The 20,730-nt window shown below is 62.9% G+C and carries 20 protein-coding genes; 9 read left to right on the forward strand and 11 right to left on the reverse strand.

What is annotated here, in order from left to right; all coding sequences use genetic code 11:
- Window position 1 precedes the first annotated feature (1 nt).
- Complete coding sequence (locus tag ACODR6_RS02915) at window positions 2-1,816, forward strand: monovalent cation:proton antiporter-2 (CPA2) family protein (RefSeq protein WP_489020612.1); 1,815 nt, start codon at window positions 2-4, stop codon at window positions 1,814-1,816.
- Here the strand turns inward: ACODR6_RS02915 and ACODR6_RS02920 are convergent, their stop codons facing one another.
- From ACODR6_RS02920 to ACODR6_RS02930, 3 genes are all read right to left on the reverse strand, one after another.
- Window positions 1,817-2,650, reverse strand: coding sequence for a patatin-like phospholipase family protein (locus ACODR6_RS02920; RefSeq protein ID WP_449099139.1), 834 nt, complete (start codon window positions 2,648-2,650; stop codon window positions 1,817-1,819).
- Window positions 2,651-2,743: 93 nt separating this feature from the next.
- Complete coding sequence (gene rsmD, locus ACODR6_RS02925; RefSeq protein ID WP_489020614.1) at window positions 2,744-3,304, reverse strand: 16S rRNA (guanine(966)-N(2))-methyltransferase RsmD; 561 nt, start codon at window positions 3,302-3,304, stop codon at window positions 2,744-2,746.
- A complete protein-coding gene (locus tag ACODR6_RS02930) occupies window positions 3,285-5,303 on the reverse strand; it encodes a pseudouridine synthase (RefSeq protein WP_489020616.1) in 2,019 nt (672 codons plus the stop codon). The genes rsmD and ACODR6_RS02930 overlap by 20 nt, the downstream gene beginning before the upstream one ends.
- Window positions 5,304-5,394: 91 nt before the next feature.
- Between ACODR6_RS02930 and ACODR6_RS02935 the strand changes: the two genes are divergently transcribed.
- The gene (locus ACODR6_RS02935) at window positions 5,395-5,832 is read left to right on the forward strand and encodes a nucleoside deaminase (RefSeq protein WP_112713015.1); all 438 of its coding nucleotides are present in this window, start codon (window positions 5,395-5,397) and stop codon (window positions 5,830-5,832) included.
- Window positions 5,829-6,122, forward strand: a complete 294-nt coding sequence (locus tag ACODR6_RS02940; protein ID WP_489020618.1) for a hypothetical protein — start codon at window positions 5,829-5,831, stop codon at window positions 6,120-6,122. Before ACODR6_RS02935 ends, ACODR6_RS02940 begins: the two co-directional genes overlap by 4 nt.
- A gap of 8 nt (window positions 6,123-6,130) precedes the next feature.
- Here ACODR6_RS02940 and ACODR6_RS02945 read toward each other — a convergent pair whose 3' ends face one another.
- Window positions 6,131-6,760 carry a hypothetical protein gene (locus ACODR6_RS02945; RefSeq protein WP_489020619.1) on the reverse strand — a complete coding sequence of 210 codons (630 nt, stop codon included), beginning with the start codon at window positions 6,758-6,760 and terminating at the stop codon, window positions 6,131-6,133.
- Window positions 6,761-6,899: 139 nt separating this feature from the next.
- A complete protein-coding gene (gene ileS, locus ACODR6_RS02950) occupies window positions 6,900-9,800 on the reverse strand; it encodes an isoleucine--tRNA ligase (protein WP_489020621.1) in 2,901 nt (966 codons plus the stop codon).
- A 308-nt stretch (window positions 9,801-10,108) separates the two neighbouring features.
- On the opposite strand from ileS, the gene ACODR6_RS02955 reads away from it, so the two are divergent.
- Window positions 10,109-10,366 (forward strand): type II toxin-antitoxin system prevent-host-death family antitoxin, encoded by a 258-nt coding sequence (locus ACODR6_RS02955; RefSeq protein ID WP_489020622.1) that lies wholly within the window; start codon window positions 10,109-10,111, stop codon window positions 10,364-10,366.
- Window positions 10,363-10,821, forward strand: a complete 459-nt coding sequence (locus ACODR6_RS02960; protein ID WP_489020624.1) for a type II toxin-antitoxin system VapC family toxin — start codon at window positions 10,363-10,365, stop codon at window positions 10,819-10,821. The genes ACODR6_RS02955 and ACODR6_RS02960 overlap by 4 nt, the downstream gene beginning before the upstream one ends.
- A gap of 31 nt (window positions 10,822-10,852) precedes the next feature.
- Here the strand turns inward: ACODR6_RS02960 and mctP are convergent, their stop codons facing one another.
- Complete coding sequence (mctP, locus tag ACODR6_RS02965) at window positions 10,853-12,328, reverse strand: monocarboxylate uptake permease MctP (protein WP_489020626.1); 1,476 nt, start codon at window positions 12,326-12,328, stop codon at window positions 10,853-10,855.
- The gene (locus ACODR6_RS02970) at window positions 12,318-12,515 is read right to left on the reverse strand and encodes a DUF3311 domain-containing protein (RefSeq protein WP_112713029.1); all 198 of its coding nucleotides are present in this window, start codon (window positions 12,513-12,515) and stop codon (window positions 12,318-12,320) included. Before ACODR6_RS02970 ends, mctP begins: the two co-directional genes overlap by 11 nt.
- A 244-nt stretch (window positions 12,516-12,759) precedes the next feature.
- Here ACODR6_RS02970 and ACODR6_RS02975 point away from each other — a divergent pair, with 244 nt between their 5' ends.
- The gene (locus ACODR6_RS02975; protein ID WP_489020628.1) at window positions 12,760-13,971 is read left to right on the forward strand and encodes an MFS transporter; all 1,212 of its coding nucleotides are present in this window, start codon (window positions 12,760-12,762) and stop codon (window positions 13,969-13,971) included.
- 97 nt (window positions 13,972-14,068) lie between these two features.
- Here the strand turns inward: ACODR6_RS02975 and ACODR6_RS02980 are convergent, their stop codons facing one another.
- The 3 genes from ACODR6_RS02980 to chrA form a co-directional block, all read right to left on the reverse strand.
- Window positions 14,069-15,052: a bifunctional riboflavin kinase/FAD synthetase gene (locus ACODR6_RS02980; RefSeq protein ID WP_489020630.1), complete on the reverse strand. Its 984-nt coding sequence runs from the start codon at window positions 15,050-15,052 to the stop codon at window positions 14,069-14,071.
- A gap of 15 nt (window positions 15,053-15,067) precedes the next feature.
- Window positions 15,068-15,916 carry a TIGR01459 family HAD-type hydrolase gene (locus ACODR6_RS02985; RefSeq protein ID WP_489020632.1) on the reverse strand — a complete coding sequence of 283 codons (849 nt, stop codon included), beginning with the start codon at window positions 15,914-15,916 and terminating at the stop codon, window positions 15,068-15,070.
- Window positions 15,917-16,017: 101 nt separating this feature from the next.
- Window positions 16,018-17,400: a chromate efflux transporter gene (chrA, locus tag ACODR6_RS02990; protein ID WP_489020717.1), complete on the reverse strand. Its 1,383-nt coding sequence runs from the start codon at window positions 17,398-17,400 to the stop codon at window positions 16,018-16,020.
- 214 nt (window positions 17,401-17,614) lie between these two features.
- Here chrA and groES point away from each other — a divergent pair, with 214 nt between their 5' ends.
- Window positions 17,615-17,911 (forward strand): co-chaperone GroES, encoded by a 297-nt coding sequence (gene groES, locus ACODR6_RS02995; RefSeq protein WP_004675403.1) that lies wholly within the window; start codon window positions 17,615-17,617, stop codon window positions 17,909-17,911.
- 56 nt (window positions 17,912-17,967) lie between these two features.
- Window positions 17,968-19,608: a chaperonin GroEL gene (gene groL / locus ACODR6_RS03000; protein ID WP_025555501.1), complete on the forward strand. Its 1,641-nt coding sequence runs from the start codon at window positions 17,968-17,970 to the stop codon at window positions 19,606-19,608.
- A 282-nt stretch (window positions 19,609-19,890) separates the two neighbouring features.
- On the opposite strand, the gene ACODR6_RS03005 is transcribed toward groL, so the two are convergent.
- Window positions 19,891-20,133, reverse strand: a complete 243-nt coding sequence (locus tag ACODR6_RS03005) for a hypothetical protein (protein ID WP_203429510.1) — start codon at window positions 20,131-20,133, stop codon at window positions 19,891-19,893.
- Between the two features lie 130 nt (window positions 20,134-20,263).
- Here ACODR6_RS03005 and ACODR6_RS03010 point away from each other — a divergent pair, with 130 nt between their 5' ends.
- Window positions 20,264-20,710, forward strand: coding sequence for a hypothetical protein (locus ACODR6_RS03010; protein WP_112713039.1), 447 nt, complete (start codon window positions 20,264-20,266; stop codon window positions 20,708-20,710).
- Window positions 20,711-20,730: the final 20 nt, after the last annotated feature.

The raw sequence follows: 20,730 nt of genomic DNA on the forward strand, positions 1-20,730 counted from the left end.
CATGTCTGCCCCTAATGCCTTTTTCTCCGAAACGATCCTGCTGCTCGGCGGCGCCGTCGTCGCGGCCCCGATCTTCAAGAAGCTCGGGCTCGGCACCGTGCTTGGCTATCTCGCCGCGGGCGTGGTGATCGGGCCGGTTTTCCACGGCATTACCGATGGCGAGCAGATCCTTGGCGTCGCCGAACTCGGCGTCGTCTTCCTGCTGTTCATCATCGGCCTGGAGCTGAAGCCATCACGCCTCTGGCAGATGCGCCGCGACATTTTCGGCCTCGGTACCGCGCAGGTGCTGCTGACGGGACTGGCGCTGACGGCGCTCGCCTATCTCTCCGGCGTGCTGGAATGGCGTGGCAGCATCGTTGCCGGCTTCGGGCTGGCGCTCTCCTCCACCGCCTTCGCCATGCAGATCCTCGAGGGTACCGGCGAGGTGAATACCAAATACGGGCAGCGCTCGTTCTCGGTGCTCCTGCTGCAGGATCTGGCGATCGTGCCGCTGCTGGCACTGATCACCGTGCTCGGCGGCGGCGGCAGCGAGGGTGGGGATCAGCCGTTCCTCGATTTCGGGATCGCGATCGGCGCGGTCGTGGCGATGATCGTCATGGGGCGCTATCTGCTGACGCCGCTGTTCCAGGTGATTGCGCGCACAGGCGCCCGCGAGGCGATGATTGCAGCCGCCCTTTTCGTCGTCATGGGGTCGGCGACGCTGATGCAGTTTGCGGGTCTCTCCATGGCGATGGGCGCCTTCCTCTCCGGCATCATGCTGGCGGAATCGTCCTACCGGCATGAGCTGGAGGCGGACATCGAACCGTTCCGCGGCGTGCTGCTCGCTATCTTTTTCATCGCCGTCGGGCTCTCGCTGGAGCTCGAGGTGCTGGTCGACAATGCGCTGTTCATCGTCGCCGCCGTGCCTGTGATCATGGCGGTGAAGGCCGCGGTCATCTATGGGCTCTGCCGCGCTTCCGGCTCGCCGCACAATGACGCGATCCGTATCGCCTTCCTGCTGCCGCAGGGTGGCGAATTCGGCTTCGTGCTGTTTACCGCCGCGGCGACCGCGGGCCTGATGCCATCGAGCACAGCCTCGCTGCTGGTCGCCATCGTGACGCTGACGATGGCGCTGACGCCGATCGGCTCGGCGCTTTCGAGACGCCTGTTGACGGGCGACGAGCATGAGGAGTTGGACGAGGATTTCGTCGGCGCCGGTGCCGATGTGCTGATGGTCGGCTTCTCGCGTTTCGGCCAGATCGCCGCGCAGATCCTGCTTGCCGGTGGCCGTGACGTGACGGTCATCGACTTCTCCGCCGACCGTATCCGCCAGGCATCGTCCTTCGGCTTCCGCATCTATTTCGGCGACGGGACGCGCAAGGATGTGCTGCGCTCGGCGGGCATCGACAAGGCGAAGATCGTCGTCGTCTGCACGCAGAAGCGGGAGATCACCGACAAGGTGGTGGAGCTCGTGCAGGCCGATTATCCGCACGCAAAACTCTTCGTGCGCTCCTACGACCGCATCCACTCGATCGCGCTGCGCAACATGAATGTCGATTACGAGCTGCGCGAAACGCTGGAATCCGGTCTGCTCTTCGGCCGCCGGACGCTGGAGGCTCTCGGTGTCGGCGAAGCGGAAGCCTATGAAATCGGCGAGGACATCCGCCGCCGCGACGAGGAGCGGCTGGTGCTGCAGGTCTCCGAAGGGCTGCAGGCTGGGCGCGACATGCTGTTTTCGCATCCCGTCAGGCCGGAGCCGCTGGTCAAGCCGAAGCGCTCGATGGAGATGGACGCGGATCCCTTGGCGGGGCCGGCCGATGTTACTGCCGACGCTTAGCTAAGCTTTCAAACGCGCTTCGAACTGACGGTCGAGCTCGCGCTTCAGGTCGTCCTTGACGCCTGCGGACATGGCGAGCACTTCGCGGGCCTTGAGGAAATCCATGACGCCGGTGCGGCCGACCGTGGGGCGCAGGAAGATGTGCGGCGGCTGGATCTTCAGCTTCAGCGTGATCGCCGTCTGCATCATCAGCTGGCCGGAGCCGAAGATGCTCTCCATGCGGTTCGGGATATGGGTGCCGTCGCCTTCGGGGGCGCCGACGACATCGATGCCGATGACGATATCGGCGACATCCATCAGGCATTCATAGGGAACGGGATTGCTGATGCCGCCGTCGATCATCACGCGGTCGTTCATGCGCACGGGCATGAAGACGGCGGGGATCGAGGAGGACGCGGCAAGTGCCGGGAAGAGCTGGCCGTGATCGATGATGACCTCGCTCTGGCCGTAATAATCGGTGGTGATCACCTGCATGGGCACGAGCAGATCTTCGAAACGATCCGGCAGGTCTGCGGGCAGGAAAGCCTTGAGGATGCGCTCCAGATTGAACTGGCCGATGCGGATGCCCTTGGCGACCGCATCGCGCACCGTCTGCGGGCGCAGGCCCCAGATGCGGCTGACGACCGCGGTCTTGTTGCCGACGGTCATCAGCGCGTGTTCGCGGATCGCCTCGCCGGTCATCCCGGCCGCCATGCCGGCGCCCATGATGGCGCCGATCGACGAGCCCGAGATCGCCACGGGGCGAATGCCGAGCTCATCCAGCGTTTCGATGACATGGATATGGGCGAGACCGCGGGCACCGCCGCCGCCGAAGGCGACCGCGACGGTCGGCATGCCGCTGACGGGCGTCAGGCCATCCGTGGCAGGTATCACGCTCTTCACAATACCTGCCTGCTGCACTGAACGCTCCCGGTGGCTTCGCCCCGCCTAGACCGGCTGATAGCGGAAGAAATGGACCTTGGTGTCGCCAAAGATCCTGTCTTCGATGAACAGATAGGAAGGATCGACCGAAACGGCAACATCGGAGCGTTCTTCGAGAACGGCGATGGCGCCCGGCACCAGCCAGCCGCCCTTGGCGGCCGCTTCCATGGCCTTCTCGCCCAGACCCTTGCCATAGGGCGGGTCGGCGAAAAGCATGTTGAAGGGTTCGAGATTGCCGACCGTGCCGAGGTCCGTGGCATCACGCCGCAGGATGCGCGTGCGGCCGTGCAGGCCGAGCGCGTCGATATTTTCCCAGAGCAGTCCCCTGCCCTCGACGCTGTTTTCGACGAAGAGCGCATGACGGCAGCCGCGCGAGACGGCTTCGAGACCGACGGCGCCGGTACCGGCAAAGAGATCGAGTATCCGGGTGCCATCGACGCATTCCGGATAGGCATGGCTCAGGATGTTGAACAGGCTCTCACGCGTCCGGTCGGCAGTCGGCCGGATGTCGTTGGATTTAGGTACGGCGAGCGACCGTCCGCGAAACTCACCGCCGACGATCCGCACCGCGCGTCATTCCCTTTCCTTTTGGTCCACCACGCGACGGGCCGCCCGAAGGCTTGCCGCCGCCGGGCCGGTCGCCTTTCGGCTTGCCGGAGAAATTCTTTGCGCCACCCGGCTTCGCACCGAAGCTCTTGCCGCGCGGCTTGTCACCCTGGGGGCGGTCACCCTGCGGCTTGTCGCCGAACGGACGATCGCCGCGGGGACGCTCCGAGCGGGCTTCGCCGGAAGCGCTACGGGCGGGACGCGGACGGTCACCGAAGGACCGGGGACGCTCGTCACCCTCTTCGCGCGGACGGCGATCGCCGCGCGGCTTGCCGCCGAAAGGACGGTCGCCACGAGCGGGACGGTCACCGGCAGGACGCTCGCCGCGAGGCGGACGATCACCATAGGGTCTGTCGCTGCGGGCCGGACGGTCGCCGTAAGAGCGCGTACGCTCGCCATCTTCACGGGGCTTTCGGTCGCCACGCGGCTTGTCGCCGAACGGGCGGTCGCCGCGAGCAGGACGGTCACCGCGAGCGGGACGATCACCGCGAGCGGGACGATCACCGGCGGGACGTTCACCGCGTTCGAAGCGCTCACCGCGGGCCGGGCGATCACCACGCGCCGGACGGTCGCCGAAACCACGATCGGGACGGCCGCCGAAGGAGCGCTTGCGGCCGAAGCCTTCGCGGTCATCCTTGCCACCAGCCGGGGTTTCGCTCGAACGGATCCATTCGCCCTCTTCGTCGTGAGCGCGGTTGATCACCGTGCGCGGACGGTCGTTGTCGTAGCTCGATGCCTGCGGCTTGCCGGCATCGGGCCCCTCGCCACGGCGGCGCGCGGTCTTTTCGTTCTTGGCGGCCTTGGCCGCAGCCTTCTCGCCGAGCGGACGGGCGCCGGGCGCCATCCAGACATTGGCGTTGCGGCGGCTTCCGAGCGCCGGGCGCTTCGGACGGTCGTCATCCTTGCGTCCGCCTTCGCGGCCACCGTCACGACGATCATCGCGGCGGTCGTCACGCTTGGTATCGAGGCGGCTCAGCGCGCGCTCGCGCTTGTCCTCGGGCTTCCAGGTGCGCTCGCGGCGTTCCGGCTTGGCGGGCGCCTCTTCCTCTTCTTCTGCAACAGCGGGGCTGTTGTTGTAGAGCGGCGCGTCGAAATTCGCCTTGGCGTCTTCGATCAGGCGCGGGCCGAGCTGATCGCGCAGCGTGCGGCCGCGCACTTCGATCACATGGCCTTCCGGCAGGTCGCCGAGCTGGAACGGACCGTAGGAGATGCGGATCAGGCGGTTGACGTCGAGACCAAGCGCGCCGAGGACGTTCTTGATTTCGCGGTTCTTGCCCTCGCGCAGTCCCATGGTGATCCAGACGTTGGAACCCTGAGTGCGGTCGAGCGTCGCGTCGATCGAGCCATAGAGCACGCCATCGACGGCGATGCCTGCCTTGAGCTTGTCGAGCGCGTCCTGATCGATCTCGCCGTGGGCGCGCACGCGATAGCGGCGCAGCCAGCCGGTCGTCGGCAGCTCGAGCGAACGGGCGAGACCGCCATCGTTCGTCAGCAGCAACAGGCCTTCGGTATTGATATCGAGGCGGCCGATCGACATGACGCGCGGAAGTTCATCCGGCAGATTGTCGAATACGGTGGGGCGCCCTTCCGGATCGGAATTGGTGGTCACCAGGCCAGCCGGCTTGTGATAGAGCCAGAGGCGCGTGCGCTCGATGCCGCGGATCGGCACGCCGTCGACCTCGATCTTGTCCGTCAGCGTGACGTTGACGACGGGCGTTTCGAGCAGCTTGCCGTTCAGCGTGACGCGGCCTTCCATGATCATGCGCTCGATATCGCGGCGCGAGGCAACGCCTGCGCGCGCCATCACCTTGGAAATGCGTTCGGCCTTGGCGTCGCCTTCGGTTGCCGCAGCCTCTGCCTTCGGCGCGGCACTGCGTGCCGGCTTGCCTTCGGTTTTCGGACGCGTATCGCGCGCTGCGGGCTTGCCACCCGGCCGTTTTGGCTTGTCTTTGAATGTCATTTGTTGTTTGCCTGCCTTTTGGGGCTTCTCTATCAGGTCGTGCCCCTGCGGTTAAGTGGGAATTTGCCGGATCGTGAAGACAAATCGGTTTATGGAGATGGCGCTCGAGGAAGCGCGCGCTGCCGGCGAACGCGGCGAGGTGCCGATCGGCGCCGTCGTGGTGCTTGATGGCGCCGTCGTCGGCCGCTCCGGAAACCGCACCCGCGAGCGCAACGACGTCACCGCCCATGCCGAAATTGCGGCAATCCGCATGGCCTGCGAGGAGCTTGGACAGGAGCGCCTGACGGGGGCCGATCTCTATGTTTCGCTGGAGCCCTGCACGATGTGCGCGGCGGCGATCTCCTTTGCCCGCATCCGGCGCCTCTATTACGGCGCCGAGGATCCGAAGGGCGGCGCAGTCGACAACGGCGTGCGCTTCTATGCGCAACCGACCTGCCATCATGCACCGGAGGTCTATTCGGGTTTGAACGAAACGGAGGCTGCGGATATCCTCAGGACGTTCTTTGCCGGAAAACGGGAGACGCCATGAGCCTTGTCATTCTCGCCGTCATGATCGCGATCGGCGGCTTCGCCTATCTGCGCATCGCGCCCGGTACGAGCGCCATTCCAATGCAATGGTCCTTGCGGGGAGAGGTCAACTCGTCGGCGCCGCGGGCGGCCGCTTTCGCCTTCGTGCCGGGTCTTTCGGTCGCCATCTGCGCGATCTTTGCGGCCAGCGGGATGATCGCGCTGTTCGCGATCACCGGCTCAGTTCTTCTGATCTGCCAGATCGTCCACATTCTGCTTGTGCGCCGCTGGGCAGCGGCGCGGCAGATGTAAGCATCCGCTTACTGCAGCAGGTTCCACCACTGCTTGCCGGTGCCGGCAACAGCCGCATCCTTCCTACGCTGCTTCTGCTTCTTGAGTTCGGGCTCGCCGAGATCGTCGAGCTTCGCGGGATCGTCGGTCTCGCGATACGCGGTCGGAGGATCGGATATTGAACGGCGCTCCGTGACGGCGGTCGCGCCTTTCTGTGCAGCACGGGCTTCTTGGTATGCCTTGGCTTGCTCAGCCGCCGTCTTGCGGCCGCCTTCGATACCGTTCTTGGCGAGCGGCGAGACGTAGCGGGACTTGTCTTCGTTGTCGTCTGCTTCCTTGACGAGGCGGGCGCGAGTTTCCTCAGGGGACTCCGGCCACTGCGGATTGTCCTTGCTGGCAATCGTCTGCTGCGGCTCGACCAGGGTTTCCTTGGAAGCCTGTGCGGGCATGACCAGCGTCGGACGCGGCTGATACTTGACGCCCTTGTTCTTCGGCTCCTGCGGAGCGAGCGATACGGACTGACCGATATCGTCACCAAGCTGCGCCATTGCGCTCGTGCCGGTGCCGTAAGTGGGGCTCGTGCAGCCGGTAGCCATCGAGCCTGCCGCCATAACAACCGTGAGGCAGGCGCCTATACGGAACCAACGCGTCGCTAACATGAAAACCCTTCCAGCCATGCCGGTGCAATCATCGCCCAACCGGACATCCGTCCCCTGACGTAAAAATCCGGCCATTTTCAGGCAGCTTTTACCGGATGAACCGCCAAAGAGCAATTCACCCGGCAATTTTCTTCAGGCTTTACAGCCCAAGCTCGCGAAGCGCAGCGGCATCGCGGGCGGAGACATCCGGATACTTCTCATCCGAGCCGACATCCTTGGTGATGCGCCAGGAACGGGCGCACTTGACGCCCTCTGCCAGCTTCGGCTCGACCGAAACGCCCGGAACTTCGGGCAGACGGAAGGCATCGGCAGAACTTTCGCCGCCATCGATCGCGATGTCGGAGGTGATGCAGATTTCCGAAAAATCCAGACCTTCGAGCGCAGCCTTCAGCTCCGCATCGGCGATGTGGACGGCCGGGGCAGCTTCGAGCGACGAACCGATGCGCTTGTCCTTGCGCTCGATTTCGAGGGCGCCGGTGACGACCGAGCGGATGGCGCGGACCTTCTTCCACTTGTCGGCCAGCGCCTCGTTTTTCCAGTCTGCCGGGATTGCCGGGAACTGTTCGAGGTGGACCGAGACGGCCGACGGATTGCGCGACAGCCAGGCCTCTTCCGTCGTGAACGGCAGCATCGGCGCCAGCCATGTCACCATACAATCGAAGATCATGCGGATGACATAGAGTGCCGAACGGCGACGCAGGCTCGACGGCGCGTCGCAATAGAGCGCGTCCTTGCGGATGTCGAAGTAGAAGGCCGAGAGCTCGACATTCGAGAAGTCGATCAGCGCGCGGGCGATCTTCTTGAAATCGAAGGCATCGTAGTTTTCGCGGACGACCTGGTCGAGCTCGGCCAGGCGGTGCAGCATCAGCTGTTCCAGCTCGGGCAGATCGGCGAGCGCGATCTCCTCGCCCTTGTCATGCGCCAGTGTGCCGAGCATCCAGCGGATGGTGTTGCGCAGCTTTCTGTAGGCATCGACATTGGTCTGGATGATGGTCTTGCCGACGCGCAGGTCGTCCGCATAGTCCGAGGTCATGACCCAGAGACGCAGGATATCGGCGCCGGCATCCTTCATGACTTCCTGCGGGGACGTCACGTTGCCCTTCGACTTCGACATCTTCTCGCCCTTCTCGTCCATGGTAAAGCCATGGGTGAGAACGGCGTTGTAGGGCGCGCGGCCGCGGGTAGCAGCGGATTCCAGCAGCGACGAATGGAACCAGCCGCGATGCTGGTCGGAGCCTTCGAGATAGAGATCGGCCGGCCACTTCAGGTCCGGACGGTCTTCCAGCGTGAAGGTGTGGGTCGAGCCCGAGTCGAACCAGACGTCGAGGATATCCATGACCTGCTTCCACTGGGCCGGATCATGCTCATTGCCGAGGAAACGCTCCTTGGCGCCTTCGGCGAACCAGGCATCGGCGCCTTCGGCATCGAAAGCATCGAGGATGCGCTGGTTGACGGCATCGTCCTTCAGCACTTCACCCTGCTCGTCGACGAAGACGCAGATCGGAACGCCCCAGGCGCGCTGACGCGACAGGACCCAATCCGGGCGCTGCTCGATCATCGCGCGCAGGCGGTTCTGGCCGGCGGCCGGAACGAAGCGGGTGTCGTCGATCGCCTTCAAGGCGCGGGTGCGCAGCGTCGTGCCGTCCTTCAGGTCCTTGTCCATATAGACGAACCACTGCGGCGTATTGCGGAAGATGACCGGCTTCTTGGAGCGCCAGGAATGCGGATACTGGTGCTTCAGGCGGCCGCGGGCAAACAGCGCGCTGCGTTCGATCAGCGCTTTGATGACGCGGTCGTTGGCATCGCCCTTCTTACCGTTGTCGTCGATGACGCGGGCGCCTTCGAAGCCGGGCGCATCGGCGGTGTAAAAGCCGCCATCATCGACCGGGAACGGGATCCGGGTATCGATGCCGCGGGCATCGAGCTCGCGGACCGACGAGGTCCAGACGTCAAAGTCCTCGCGGCCGTGGGACGGCGCGGTGTGGACGAAACCGGTACCGGCATCGTCGGTGACGTGGTCGCCATCGAGAAGCGGGACACCGAATTCGTAGCCGCCGCCCTGGCCTTTCAGCGGATGGGCGCAGGTGATGCCTGCGAGATCGGCAGCCGTCACATCCGAGAGGCGCTTGTACTGCAGCTTTGCCTTGGCGAAGGATTCCTCTGCGAGCTTGTCGGCGAAGACGAGCTTTTCGCCCGGCTGCGGTCCGAAATCGTTCTCGGCAGCGGTGACTTCGTAGAGGCCGTAGGAGACGCGCGCCGAATAGGCGATCGCCCGGTTGCCGGGGATCGTCCAGGGCGTGGTCGTCCAGATGACGACGAAGGCGTTATCGAGCGCAGCCGGACCCTTCACGACCGGGAATTTGACCCAGATCGTGTCGCTTTCGTAGTCGTGATATTCGACCTCGGCTTCCGCCAGCGCGGTGCGTTCGACCACCGACCACATGATCGGCTTGGAGCCGCGGTAGAGCTGACCCGACTTGGCGATCTTCAGCAGTTCGCCGGCGATGCGGCTTTCCGCGTGGAAGTTCATCGTCAGGTAGGGGTTTTCGAAATCGCCGATGATGCCGAGGCGTTGGAACTCGCTGCCCTGGATGCCGATCCACTTTTCGGCATAGGCGCGGCATTCGCGGCGGAACTCGATCATTGCGGCCGGCTCGCTCAGGTCAGGCTTGGCCTTGCCCTTGGCGCGGTAGTTCTCTTCCTCGATCTTCCACTCGATCGGCAGGCCGTGGCAGTCCCAGCCCGGAACATAGTTGGAGTCGAAGCCGCGCATCTGGAACGAGCGGGTGATGACGTCCTTGAGGATCTTGTTCAGCGCGTGGCCGATATGGATGTTGCCGTTCGCATAGGGCGGGCCGTCGTGGAGCACGAACTTCTCGCGGCCGGCGGCCGAAGCGCGCAGCTTCTTGTAGAGGTTCATCTGCTGCCACTTGGCAACGATTTCCGGCTCCTTCTGCGGCAGACCGGCGCGCATCGGGAAGTCGGTTTCGGGCAGATAGAGGGTCTTCGAGTAGTCGATCTTTTCGGCTGTGTCGGTCATGTCTGGCAATCGTTTCTGGCGGCCTCAAAGGGCGCAACGGATGTGGAATTGTTGGTGACGGAAGCGCTTGCTCGACAAGCGCCAAAAACCCGGACCTTCCGGCCGCTCAGCGCGCGCGGAAGGCCGGGCCGATAATTCGTATCGCAATCGCCAGCCGGAATTTACTCATCGGGCCGGTTCATAGGCGCTTTTGCGGGGAAAAGGAAGAGGCATTTCACGAACCCGCCCCGTAAGCACCGATCGGAAAGCGGTGGCATTTTCTCTCAACAGATCGTATGATCTGACCATCTGACTAGATGGAGTGCCCGATGGCGCGCAGACAGACATGGAGACTTGAGGAAGCCAAGGCCCGTTTCAGCGAGGTCGTGCGGCTGGCCCAAAGCGAGGGACCGCAGCGAGTGACGGTGCGCGGCCGCGAGAGTGTCGCCATCATCAGAGTCGAGGAGCTCGACAGGCTGACGAAACGTGCACCTGCCCAGCCCTTTGTCGACTTCATGGAAAGCCTCGACCTCGACGGTCTGCCGCTTGATCGGGAGGATGATCGCGGCCGGGACATTCCGCTGTGAGGGGATGGCTTCTGGACATCAACGTCATCGCGGCGCTGATCAACCGGAACGGCGCACCCTCGGTGAAAAGCTGGGCTGCCCAGACTGACGAACAGCGGATGTTCGTCAGCGTCCTGAGTCTGGCGGAATACGACAAGGGCATCGAGAACCTTCCGCCCGATGACGAGAACCGCCACCGCTACATCGTTGCGCGTGACGCCCTGGAGGTTCGTTTCTCCGATCGTGTGCTTTCGATGAGCGACACCGCCGTCCGCCGGTGGGGCGCCATCTCGGGGCGGGTTAAGCGGCAGACAGGGCACGCTCCACCCCTGATCGATACAATGCTTGCCGCAAAGGCGATCGAGCACGAGCTTTATCTGGTGACGCGAAACATAAGAGATGTCGCGCTTTCGGGAGCGGCGGTCTTCGATCCCTGGAACGATGATCCGGAACGCTTTCCGTTAAGCCAGAAATGAAAAGGGCCGCTCGGAGCGGCCCTTTACTTTATCAAGCTCTCACAGCCGCCTTCGCAGGCGTCACCACGTTCACTACGACAGCGACCAGGATATTCGCCACCAGGGCCAGGAGGCCGATGTAGATGGTGAAGGAGGTCTCTCCGAGCGTGATCGGCTGGAGTGGCTTCAGGCCGTTGATCCAGACGAGGAACGTGCCGCCGAAGAAGCCGACGAACCAGCCGGCGAGCAGGCCGGGGGCGCGGAACCAGTTGGTGTAGAGGCCGAAGACCAGCGCCGGGAGCGTCTGCAGGATCCAGATGCCGCCGAGGAGCTGCAGGTCAAGGGCGAACTGCGTCGGCAGGAAGAGGATGACGAGCAGCGCGCCGATCTTGACGACCAGCGAGGTGATCTTGGCGACCTTCGCCTCGCCCGCATCGCTGACCTCTGGATTGACGTAGGCCTTCCAGAAATTGCGGGTGAAGAGGTTGGCGGCGCCGATGCTCATGACGGCCGCCGGGACGAGTGCGCCGATGGCGATCGCCGCGAAGGCAAAGCCCGCGAACCAGCTGGAGAACAGCGTCTCGAACAGCGCCGGGACGACGTCGTTCGGGCTTTCCAGCTGCAGGTTTGCGGCATGGCCCATATAGCCGAGCAGCGCCAGCAGGCCGAGCAGCAGCGTATAGGCCGGCAGCAGCACCGCGTTCTTGCGGATGGTGTTGCCGCTGTTGGAGGCGAAGATGCCGGTCAGCGTGTGCGGATACATGAAGGCCGCGAGCGCCGAACCGAGCGCCAGCGTCGCATAGGCGACATACTGGTTGCCGCCGAGCAGCAGGTTGCCGGAACCCTTCGCCTGGAAGGCAGCATCCGCCGAGGCGAAGACATTGGCATAGCCGCCGAGCTTCGAGGGGATCAACGCCACGGCCGCGATCACCACGACATAGATCATGATGTCCTTGACAAAGGCGATGAGCGCCGGGGCGCGCAGACCCGCCGAATAGGTGTAGAGCGCCAGCACGATGAAGGCGATGGCGAGCGGCAGTTCGCCGTGCAGGCCGAGCGCCTTCAAGACCGCGGTCATGCCGACGAGCTGCAGGGCGATATAGGGCATGGTGGCGATGACGCCGGTTGCGGCGACCGCGAGCTCGAGGCCGCGCGAGCCATACTGGCCGTGAACGACGTCACCCGCCGTTACATAACCGAAGTCCTTGGCGCGCTTCCAGAGAACCGGCATCACCATGAAGACGAAGGGATAGACGACGATCGTGTAGGGCAGCGCGAAGAAGCCGTAGGCGCCGACCGTGTAGACGAGTGCCGGAACGGCGATGACCGTATAGGCGGTGTAGAAATCGCCGCCGACCAGGAACCAGGTGATCCAGGTGCCGAAGGAGCGGCCGCCGAGACCCCATTCGTCGATATGGGCAAGGGTTTCCGGCTTGCGCCAGCGGGCTGCGACAAAGCCCATGACGGTGACGAGGATGAAGAAGAAGATGAAGACGCTGAGCGCCGTACCGTTGATCTCAGTCGTCATTGCGCATGCTCCGATAGGCGATCCAGGTCAGGAAAGCGGTGATCGGCACCCATGCGAGCTGGTACCAGTAGAAGAACGGAAAGCCGAAGAGAGCCGGCTCACGGAAATTGTAGAAGGGCACCCAGAGGAGCCCGATATAGGGAATGACAAGCAGCCAGCAGGCCGCTGTTCCAAACCTTTTATCCATGTTGAGATTGCCTTTCATTGCTGTGGGGGCGCAGCGAATCCGCGTCATATGACAGTTCAGACATATACCCCTCAGGCATCGGGACAAGCGTATTTGCCATGAAACCGCCATTTTTGGCGGAGGGCGGCGACAAGCAAAAATTATCGTGGCACTGTCGAAATGCCGACGGCTCGCACGTCCTTGGAGTGCAGCACGGGTTTTGCCGCGCTGGCATTCCATTCGATCCACAGGGAGTGAAGTGGATATGAGCAGTTCCTATCGTTGGGTCATCGTCGCCGCCGGCGCCCTGATGACATGCGTTGCGCTCGGCGCAATGTTCTCTCTCGCCATCTTTCAGACGCCGATCGCCACCGATACCGGCTGGTCGCATACCGGCATTGCCAGCGCCATGACGCTGAACTTCATCGTCATGGGCGTCGGCGGCTTCATGTGGGGTGCTTTGAGCGACCGCTTCGGGCCCCGCCCCGTCGTGCTGATCGGGGCGCTACTTCTCGGGCTGGCGCTGGTTCTCGCCAGCCGGGCGGGATCGCTGATGCAGTTTCAATTGACCTACGGTGTTCTCGTCGGGATTTCGGCGAGCGCCTTCTTCGCGCCGATGATCGCATCGACGACCGAGTGGTTCGAGGAGAACCGCGGGCTGGCGGTGTCGCTGGTTTCGGCGGGCATGGGCGTTGCGCCGATGACGATCTCGCCGCTCGCCCGGGCGCTGATCTCGGCATACGACTGGCGCACGGCGATGCTGATCATCGGCATCGGCGCCTGGGTCCTGCTGATCCCGGCCGCTTTGCTCGTACGCCGCGCGCCCTCTCCGGCGAGCGACACAGGCACGCTGGAAGCAGCAGGCGGCGAACGCCCGGCGCTCGGCAAGATCTTCCGCTCGCCGCAGTTCCTCGTGCTCGGCGGCACGTTCTTTGCCTGCTGTGCTGCCCATTCCGGGCCGATCTTCCATATGGTGAGCTACGCGACGATCTGCGGCGTGGCGCCGATGGCGGCCGTCAGCATCTATAGCGTCGAGGGCCTTGCCGGTCTCGGCGGGCGTCTGCTCTACGGCAGCCTGGCGGACAAGTTCGGCGTCAAGCCGGTGCTGGTTGCGGGGCTTCTGGTGCAGGCTGCGGCGCTGGCAACCTATCTGGCGGTGAGCGAGCTCGGACAGTTCTACGCGCTCGCGGTGATCTTCGGCAGCGCCTATGGCGGGGTCATGCCGCTCTATGCGGTGCTGGCGCGCGAATATTTCGGGCCGAAAGTGATCGGCACGGTGTTCGGGGCCGCGACGATGCTGTCGAGCATCGGCATGGCCTTCGGCCCGCTGATCGGCGGCTGGATCTTTGATACCTACCAGAACTATTCGTGGCTGTTCATCGGCTCGGCGCTGGTGGGGCTCGGTGCGGCGGCTATCGCGCTCGCGTTTCCGCCGTTGCCGCGTGGGAAGCAGGCGCCGGCGTTGGGTGCTGCCTAGGCCAACCTACAGGGCTAGGCCCCCTCATCCGCCCTTCGGGCACCTTCTCCCCGAGGGGAGAAGGGAAGTGCGGCGCACGGGGCTACACGGCAAAGGTTCAGATAAAGCAGATCAGCCGGTCGAGTTCGCCGAGTGGCTGGACGCCTGAGAGCAGTGCCCTCGCCTCTTCCTCGTCGCGCTTGATCTGGGCGACGAGCGGGTCGAGGCCGTCGAATTTCAGTTCCGGCCGGAGGTATCCGAAGAAGGAGACCGAACAGATCTGGCCGTAGAGATCGCCGCTGAAATCGAAGACGTAGGTTTCCAAGAGCGGCGCACCGTTTTCGGTGACCGTCGGGCGGCGGCCGTAGCTGGCGACCGCATCGTGAAGCGTGCCGTTCTGCAGCCGGAAGCGGACCGCATAGATGCCGGAGGCGAGTTCGGCCTCGGGCGGCAGCTGCATGTTGGCTGTCGGGAAGCCGAGCTGGCGGCCGAGCTTTTCGCCGCCGATGATCTCGGCCTCGACCGTATAATGATAGCCGAGCAGGGCAGCAGCCTCGCTGACATCGCCATCCTTCAGCAGCGCGCGGATGCGGCTCGACGAGACGACATCGGCATTCTCGTCACGGAAGGCATCGATCAGGGTGACGCCGAAGCCGTATTTCTGGCCGGCATCCATCAGGAAGGCAGGTCCGCCTTCGCGGCCTTTGCCGAAATGGAAATCGACACCGGTCACAACCTCGGAGGCGCCGAGCCAATCCTTGAGAATGCCGTGGATGAAATCGTCAGGCGAGCGCTGCGAGAATTCGCGGTCAAAGGGATATTCGATGACGGCGCCGAAGCCGAGGGCTTCGAGGATACGGGCCTTCAAAGGTGCCGGCGTGATGCGGAAAACCGGGGTATCCGGCCGGAAGACCGTGCGCGGATGCGGCTCGAAGGTGAGCACCAGCGCCGGGACGCCGCGTGCCCTGGCGATCTCCAGCGCCCGCGTCAGCACCGACTGATGGCCGCGATGGACGCCGTCGAAATTGCCGATGGCAATGACGCCGCCTCTCAGATGGGATGGCAGCGGTTCGCGGGTTTCATTGCGGTAAAAGACGGTCATCGGCAGGGCTTCTTCTTATGCGAGGCGTGGCATCCACCACTTCGGCGCGGCCTTCTCACGCTCGAGATAGGCGTGCAGGATGGCTTCATCCGTCTCGCCGTTCAGCGTGTATTCCTTCGCGTGGATACCGCCGCTGATATAGAGAAGGTCGAGGCCGTAATCGAGAGCGCCGCGCACATCAGTCGGCATTCCGTCGCCGATCGCGAGGATGCGGCTCTTCGGGAAATCGCCACGCAGCTCCTTCGCGGTCTCGAGCACGGCGTCATAGATCGGCGTATGCGGCTTGCCGGCAATGCGTGTCGCGCCGCCGAGCTGGTTGTAATAGGCGGCCATGGCACCGGCGCAGGGGATCATCTTGTGGCCGCGCTCGACTACCAGATCCGGATTGGCGCAGATCATCGGCACGTCGCGCGACTGAAATTCCTTGAGCATCTCCGTATAATCTTCCGGCACTTCCTTCTCGTCATCGAAGAAGCCGGTGCAGACGACGGACTCTGCTTGCTTGGCATCGACGCGCTCGACGCCGAGGCCTTCGATGATGGCGATGTCGCGCTCGGGGCCGAGCAGGAAGACCTTCTTCGGGCCTTCGGCGATCAGGCCGCGGGTGACGTCACCGGAGGTGATGATGCGATCATAGGCGCCGTCCTGAATGCCGATATGGCGCAGCTGATCGACGACCAGCGGGGCGATGCGCGGGGAATTGGTGATGAGGACGACCGTCAGCCCCTCGCCGCGAGCGGCTTCCAATGCGGCGGCGGCCTTCGGAAAGGGATCGACGCCGTTGTGGAGCACGCCCCAGACATCGCAGAACACCGCGTCATACTGGCTGGTGATTTCCGCAAAACTTCCGATGCGCTTGGCCATTCCGATATCCCGTTTGCTTTTCAGTCAGGCGTGACATTGCAAAGGCCCGGCGGGATGGCAAGGTTTTTTCGGTCTCGCGGTGCAAAAACAGGAGCGCGCCGCTAGAGAAGCAGCTCGACGCCGCGCACGGCGAGACCGGCCACGGCGGCAAAGCCGAGGATGCTGACCATGCCGAGCTTGAAGCGGAAGAGCATGACGCAGGCGGCAACGAAAATCAGAGCAGCGGCGATGTTCAGCGTGCTCCAGACCGGCCAGGCGAGGCTGACGAGCGGAAGGCCGGTGGCGCGCGACAACAGCGCGATATTGCCGACATCGGCAAAGAGCACGTGAAGACCGAACCAGAGCGCCAGATTGAGGATGACGCCGACAACGGCGGCGGTGATCGCCGAGAGTGCTGCCGACAAGATCTTGTTTTGGCGGAGCTTTTCGACGAAGGGTGCACCGGCGAAGATCCAGACGAAACTCGGCACGAAGGTGGCCCATGCCGCGAGGCTGGCGCCGATCACGCCGCCGAACAGCGGATCGATGCCGAACGCATTGCGGAACCCGGCCATGAAGCCGACGAAACAGAGGACGAGGACCAGCGGCCCCGGCGTCGTTTCGGCAAGGGCAAGGCCGTCCAGCATCTCGCCGGGGCGCAGCCAGGCATAATGCTCGACCGCTATCTGCGCGACATAGGAGAGAACGGCATAGGCGCCGCCGAAGGTGACGACGGCCATCTTCGAGAAGAAAACGAAAACGGCGGCAAAGACGTTGGTCTCGCCGCTCAGCGCCTCGGCGATGAGATCGGATGGCGCATGCAATCCGCGAACGATAAGCAGCGGGAACTGCCAGACGAGGACCCAGAAGGCGAGGATCAGGAACGGCCTGGCGATATGGCGGCTGGTCAATCCCGACAGCACCGCCGCCGACGCCGGAGCCTCGACAGGCGCCACACCCTCCGCCTTTCGCCTGCGCCGCTCGACGACGAAGCCGGCGATGCCTGCGGCGAGGACCACGAGCGGGAACGGCAGATTGAGCAGGAAGAGTGCCACGAAAGAGGCGGCCGCCACATAATAATGAAAGCGCGATTTCAGCGCCCGGGCGGCAACCCGCATCAGCGCCTCGATGACAACAGCGAGCACGGCAGCCTTGAGGCCGAAGAACAGCGCCAGCAGCCATTCGGCGTTCTGGAAATAGGCGTAAAGGCCGGAGAGGACGAGGATGACGAGGAAGCCCGGCATGATGAAGAGCAGGCCGGCAGCGATGCCGCCGCGCACGCCATGCATCAGCCAGCCGATATAGGTGGCGAGCTGCTGGGCCTCCGGGCCTGGCAGCAGCATGCAGTAATTCAGGGCGTGCAGGAAACGGTCTTCGGAGATCCAGCGCTTCTCCTCGACAACCGTCTTGTGCATCAGGGCGATCTGGCCGGCGGGGCCGCCGAAGCTGAGGCAGCCGATGCGGGCCCAGATGGCAAATGCCTCGGAAAAGGCGGGCCGCGGCATGGGTTCGGCAACCACGTCAGACAAATCCCCTACCCTCTCTGAAATTCCGGCCCTCTCCACAAATTCGTCGCAAAAATCCGCGAAGGCTTTCCTTGACTCTTTCTGGAGCCATCCCTAAATGCACGGCGTCTAGCACTCCTCACTGGAGAGTGCTAACACTCATCCATGTGGGCCACCCCGGTCCGCGAATGTCATTTGATCGAGGGATTAGACAATGGCAAGCACCAATTTCCGCCCCCTTCACGACCGCGTCGTCGTTCGCCGCGTTGAGTCCGAAGAAAAGACCAAGGGTGGCATCATCATCCCGGACACCGCTAAGGAAAAGCCGCAGGAAGGCGAAATCGTCGCTGTCGGTTCCGGCGCTCGTGACGAGTCCGGCAAGGTCGTCGCTCTCGACGTCAAGGCTGGCGACCGCGTTCTGTTCGGCAAGTGGTCGGGCACCGAAGTCAAGATCAACGGCGAAGACCTTCTCATCATGAAGGAAGCCGACATCATGGGCATCATCGGCTAATCAGCCGGTCATCCCGTCCCGATTATCGCTGACACCCCTTTTCAGGAGTTATCAAAATGGCAGCTAAAGAAGTAAAATTCGGCCGCTCTGCGCGCGAAAAGATGCTGCGCGGCGTCGACATCCTCGCTGACGCAGTGCAGGTCACCCTCGGTCCGAAGGGCCGTAACGTCGTTATCGACAAGTCCTTCGGCGCTCCGCGCATCACCAAGGACGGCGTCTCGGTCGCCAAGGAAATCGAACTTGAAGACAAGTTCGAAAACATGGGCGCCCAGATGGTCCGCGAAGTTGCTTCGAAGACCAACGACATCGCCGGCGACGGCACGACGACGGCAACGGTTCTCGCCCGCGCTATCGTTCGCGAAGGCGCCAAGGCTGTTGCAGCCGGCATGAACCCGATGGACCTGAAGCGCGGTATCGACCTCGCTGTTGCCGAAGTCGTCAAGGATCTCCAGGCCAAGGCCAAGAAGATCAACACTTCGGAAGAAGTTGCCCAGGTCGGCACGATCTCCGCAAACGGCGAAAAGCAGATCGGTCTCGATATTGCTGAAGCCATGCAGAAGGTCGGCAACGAAGGTGTTATCACCGTCGAAGAAGCCAAGACCGCTGAAACCGAACTCGAAGTCGTCGAAGGCATGCAGTTCGACCGCGGCTACCTGAGCCCGTACTTCGTCACCAACCCGGAAAAGATGGTTGCTGACCTCGAAGACGCCTTCATTCTCCTCCACGAGAAGAAGCTCTCGAACCTGCAGTCGATGCTCCCGGTTCTCGAAGCTGTCGTTCAGACCGGCAAACCGCTCCTCATCATCGCTGAAGACGTCGAAGGCGAAGCTCTTGCTACGCTCGTCGTCAACAAGCTGCGCGGCGGCCTCAAGATCGCTGCTGTCAAGGCTCCTGGCTTCGGCGACCGCCGCAAGGCCATGCTGGAAGACATCGCCATCCTGACGGGCGGCACTGTCATCTCCGAAGACCTCGGCATCAAGCTCGAATCCGTTACGCTCGACATGCTCGGCCGTACCAAGAAGGTTTCGATCTCGAAGGAAAACACCACGATCGTCGACGGCGCTGGCGCCAAGTCCGACATCGAAGGCCGCGTTGCCCAGATCAAGGCTCAGATCGAAGAAACCTCTTCCGACTACGACCGCGAAAAGCTGCAGGAACGTCTTGCCAAGCTCGCTGGCGGCGTTGCCGTTATCCGCGTTGGCGGTTCGACGGAAGTCGAAGTCAAGGAAAAGAAGGACCGCATCGACGACGCTCTGAACGCGACGCGCGCTGCTGTTCAGGAAGGCATCGTACCGGGCGGTGGTATCGCTCTGCTGCGCTCTTCCACGAAGATCAAGTCCAAGGGTGAGAACGACGACCAGGAAGCTGGCATCAACATCATCCGCCGCGCTCTGCAGGCTCTGGTTCGCCAGATCGCAGAAAACGCTGGTGACGAAGCTTCGATCGTTGTCGGCAAGGTTCTCGACAAGGATCAGGACAACTACGGCTACAACGCCCAGACGTCCGAATATGGCGACATGATCGCCATGGGCATCGTCGACCCGGTCAAGGTCGTCCGTACGGCTCTGCAGAACGCAGCTTCGGTTGCTTCGCTGCTGATCACCACGGAAGCCATGATCGCCGAGCTGCCGAAGAAGGACGCTCCGGCTGGCATGCCTGGCGGCATGGGCGGCATGGGCGGTATGGACATGATGTAAGACCTTCGGGTCTAACATCTGGGCCAACCGGTTCAGTTACGGAAGGGCGGTCTTCGGGCCGCCCTTTTTGTTTGCGGAGAACCGATTCGGCCTTACCAATTTTCGAGGCCACAGGAATCGAACTGGTAAAACGTTTAAGCGTCTATTTTGTGCGAAAATCGGACGCCGAAGCTTTCGCGAGACTTACCAAGCGGCGTTTTTTGTCATCAGGTGAAATACTCTCAGTGAAATTGGTTTCACCGCTGCAATGTGAAATTTTTGCGAAGCGTAACCGTTTACATCTCACAAAACGGGCAACTTTTTACTTTGATTTCTTCTACCTTTTATAGAAGCATGCAATATATCGCATCCTTCGCGTTGCGGATTACCCCCGAAAAAGCATTTGCCGCCTTTCAAAAACTGCCTATAAATCCGCGCTGCAAATTGCAGTGCATGACGATATTTTTCCGCCCGCCAGCGGAAGACCGTATTTTGCAAATGACGCCGGCTGCAGAGCATTCCGCGCCAGAATTTTGAAAAGAGCATGAGAAGGGTTCCGCATTGGCGGCGCCGTATTTTGCTCACGCCCGGACATGATGACCGGTGTCGCATGAAGATGTTTTCGTCACACCGCACGAGCGCTGCATAGAACTGCGCACGACACGGGGAACCCCATTTGTTCAAGATCGCCAAAGCCAATGTTGCAGCCCCTCTTACGCCTGGCTCCTTTGATCTGACCCATCACAACCAGGAAATGCTCGCGCAGTTTTCCGTCTCTGAAGCGTGGAACGGCGATTTCTCCAGCGGCGTCATCCAGCTTGGCGAATGGAGCTCGATGCTCCATGGTCTCGCCGGCCGGGAATGCGGGCTGCTCAGCCTGATGCGCTGTTACGACGTGAAGGATCGCGCCCATATCCTGGCGCTCTTCGAGCAGGCCGCGACGCTTTCCTCCTCCTTCTGCTTCTCGACGACCATCGTCATGCCGAACGGCTTCCGCCAGCCGCTGTTCTGCATGGGCGAGTCTGCCGGGCTGGAAGAGAAGTACAGCGGCAGCATGGTCGGCGTCTTCATCTTCCCGCGCTTCAAGCTCGACAGCGCCAACCAGATGGCGAGCCGCCAGTAATCGTCACTGCGCAGGCACAG

This window comes from Rhizobium sp. FG96 (genome assembly GCF_057808655.1).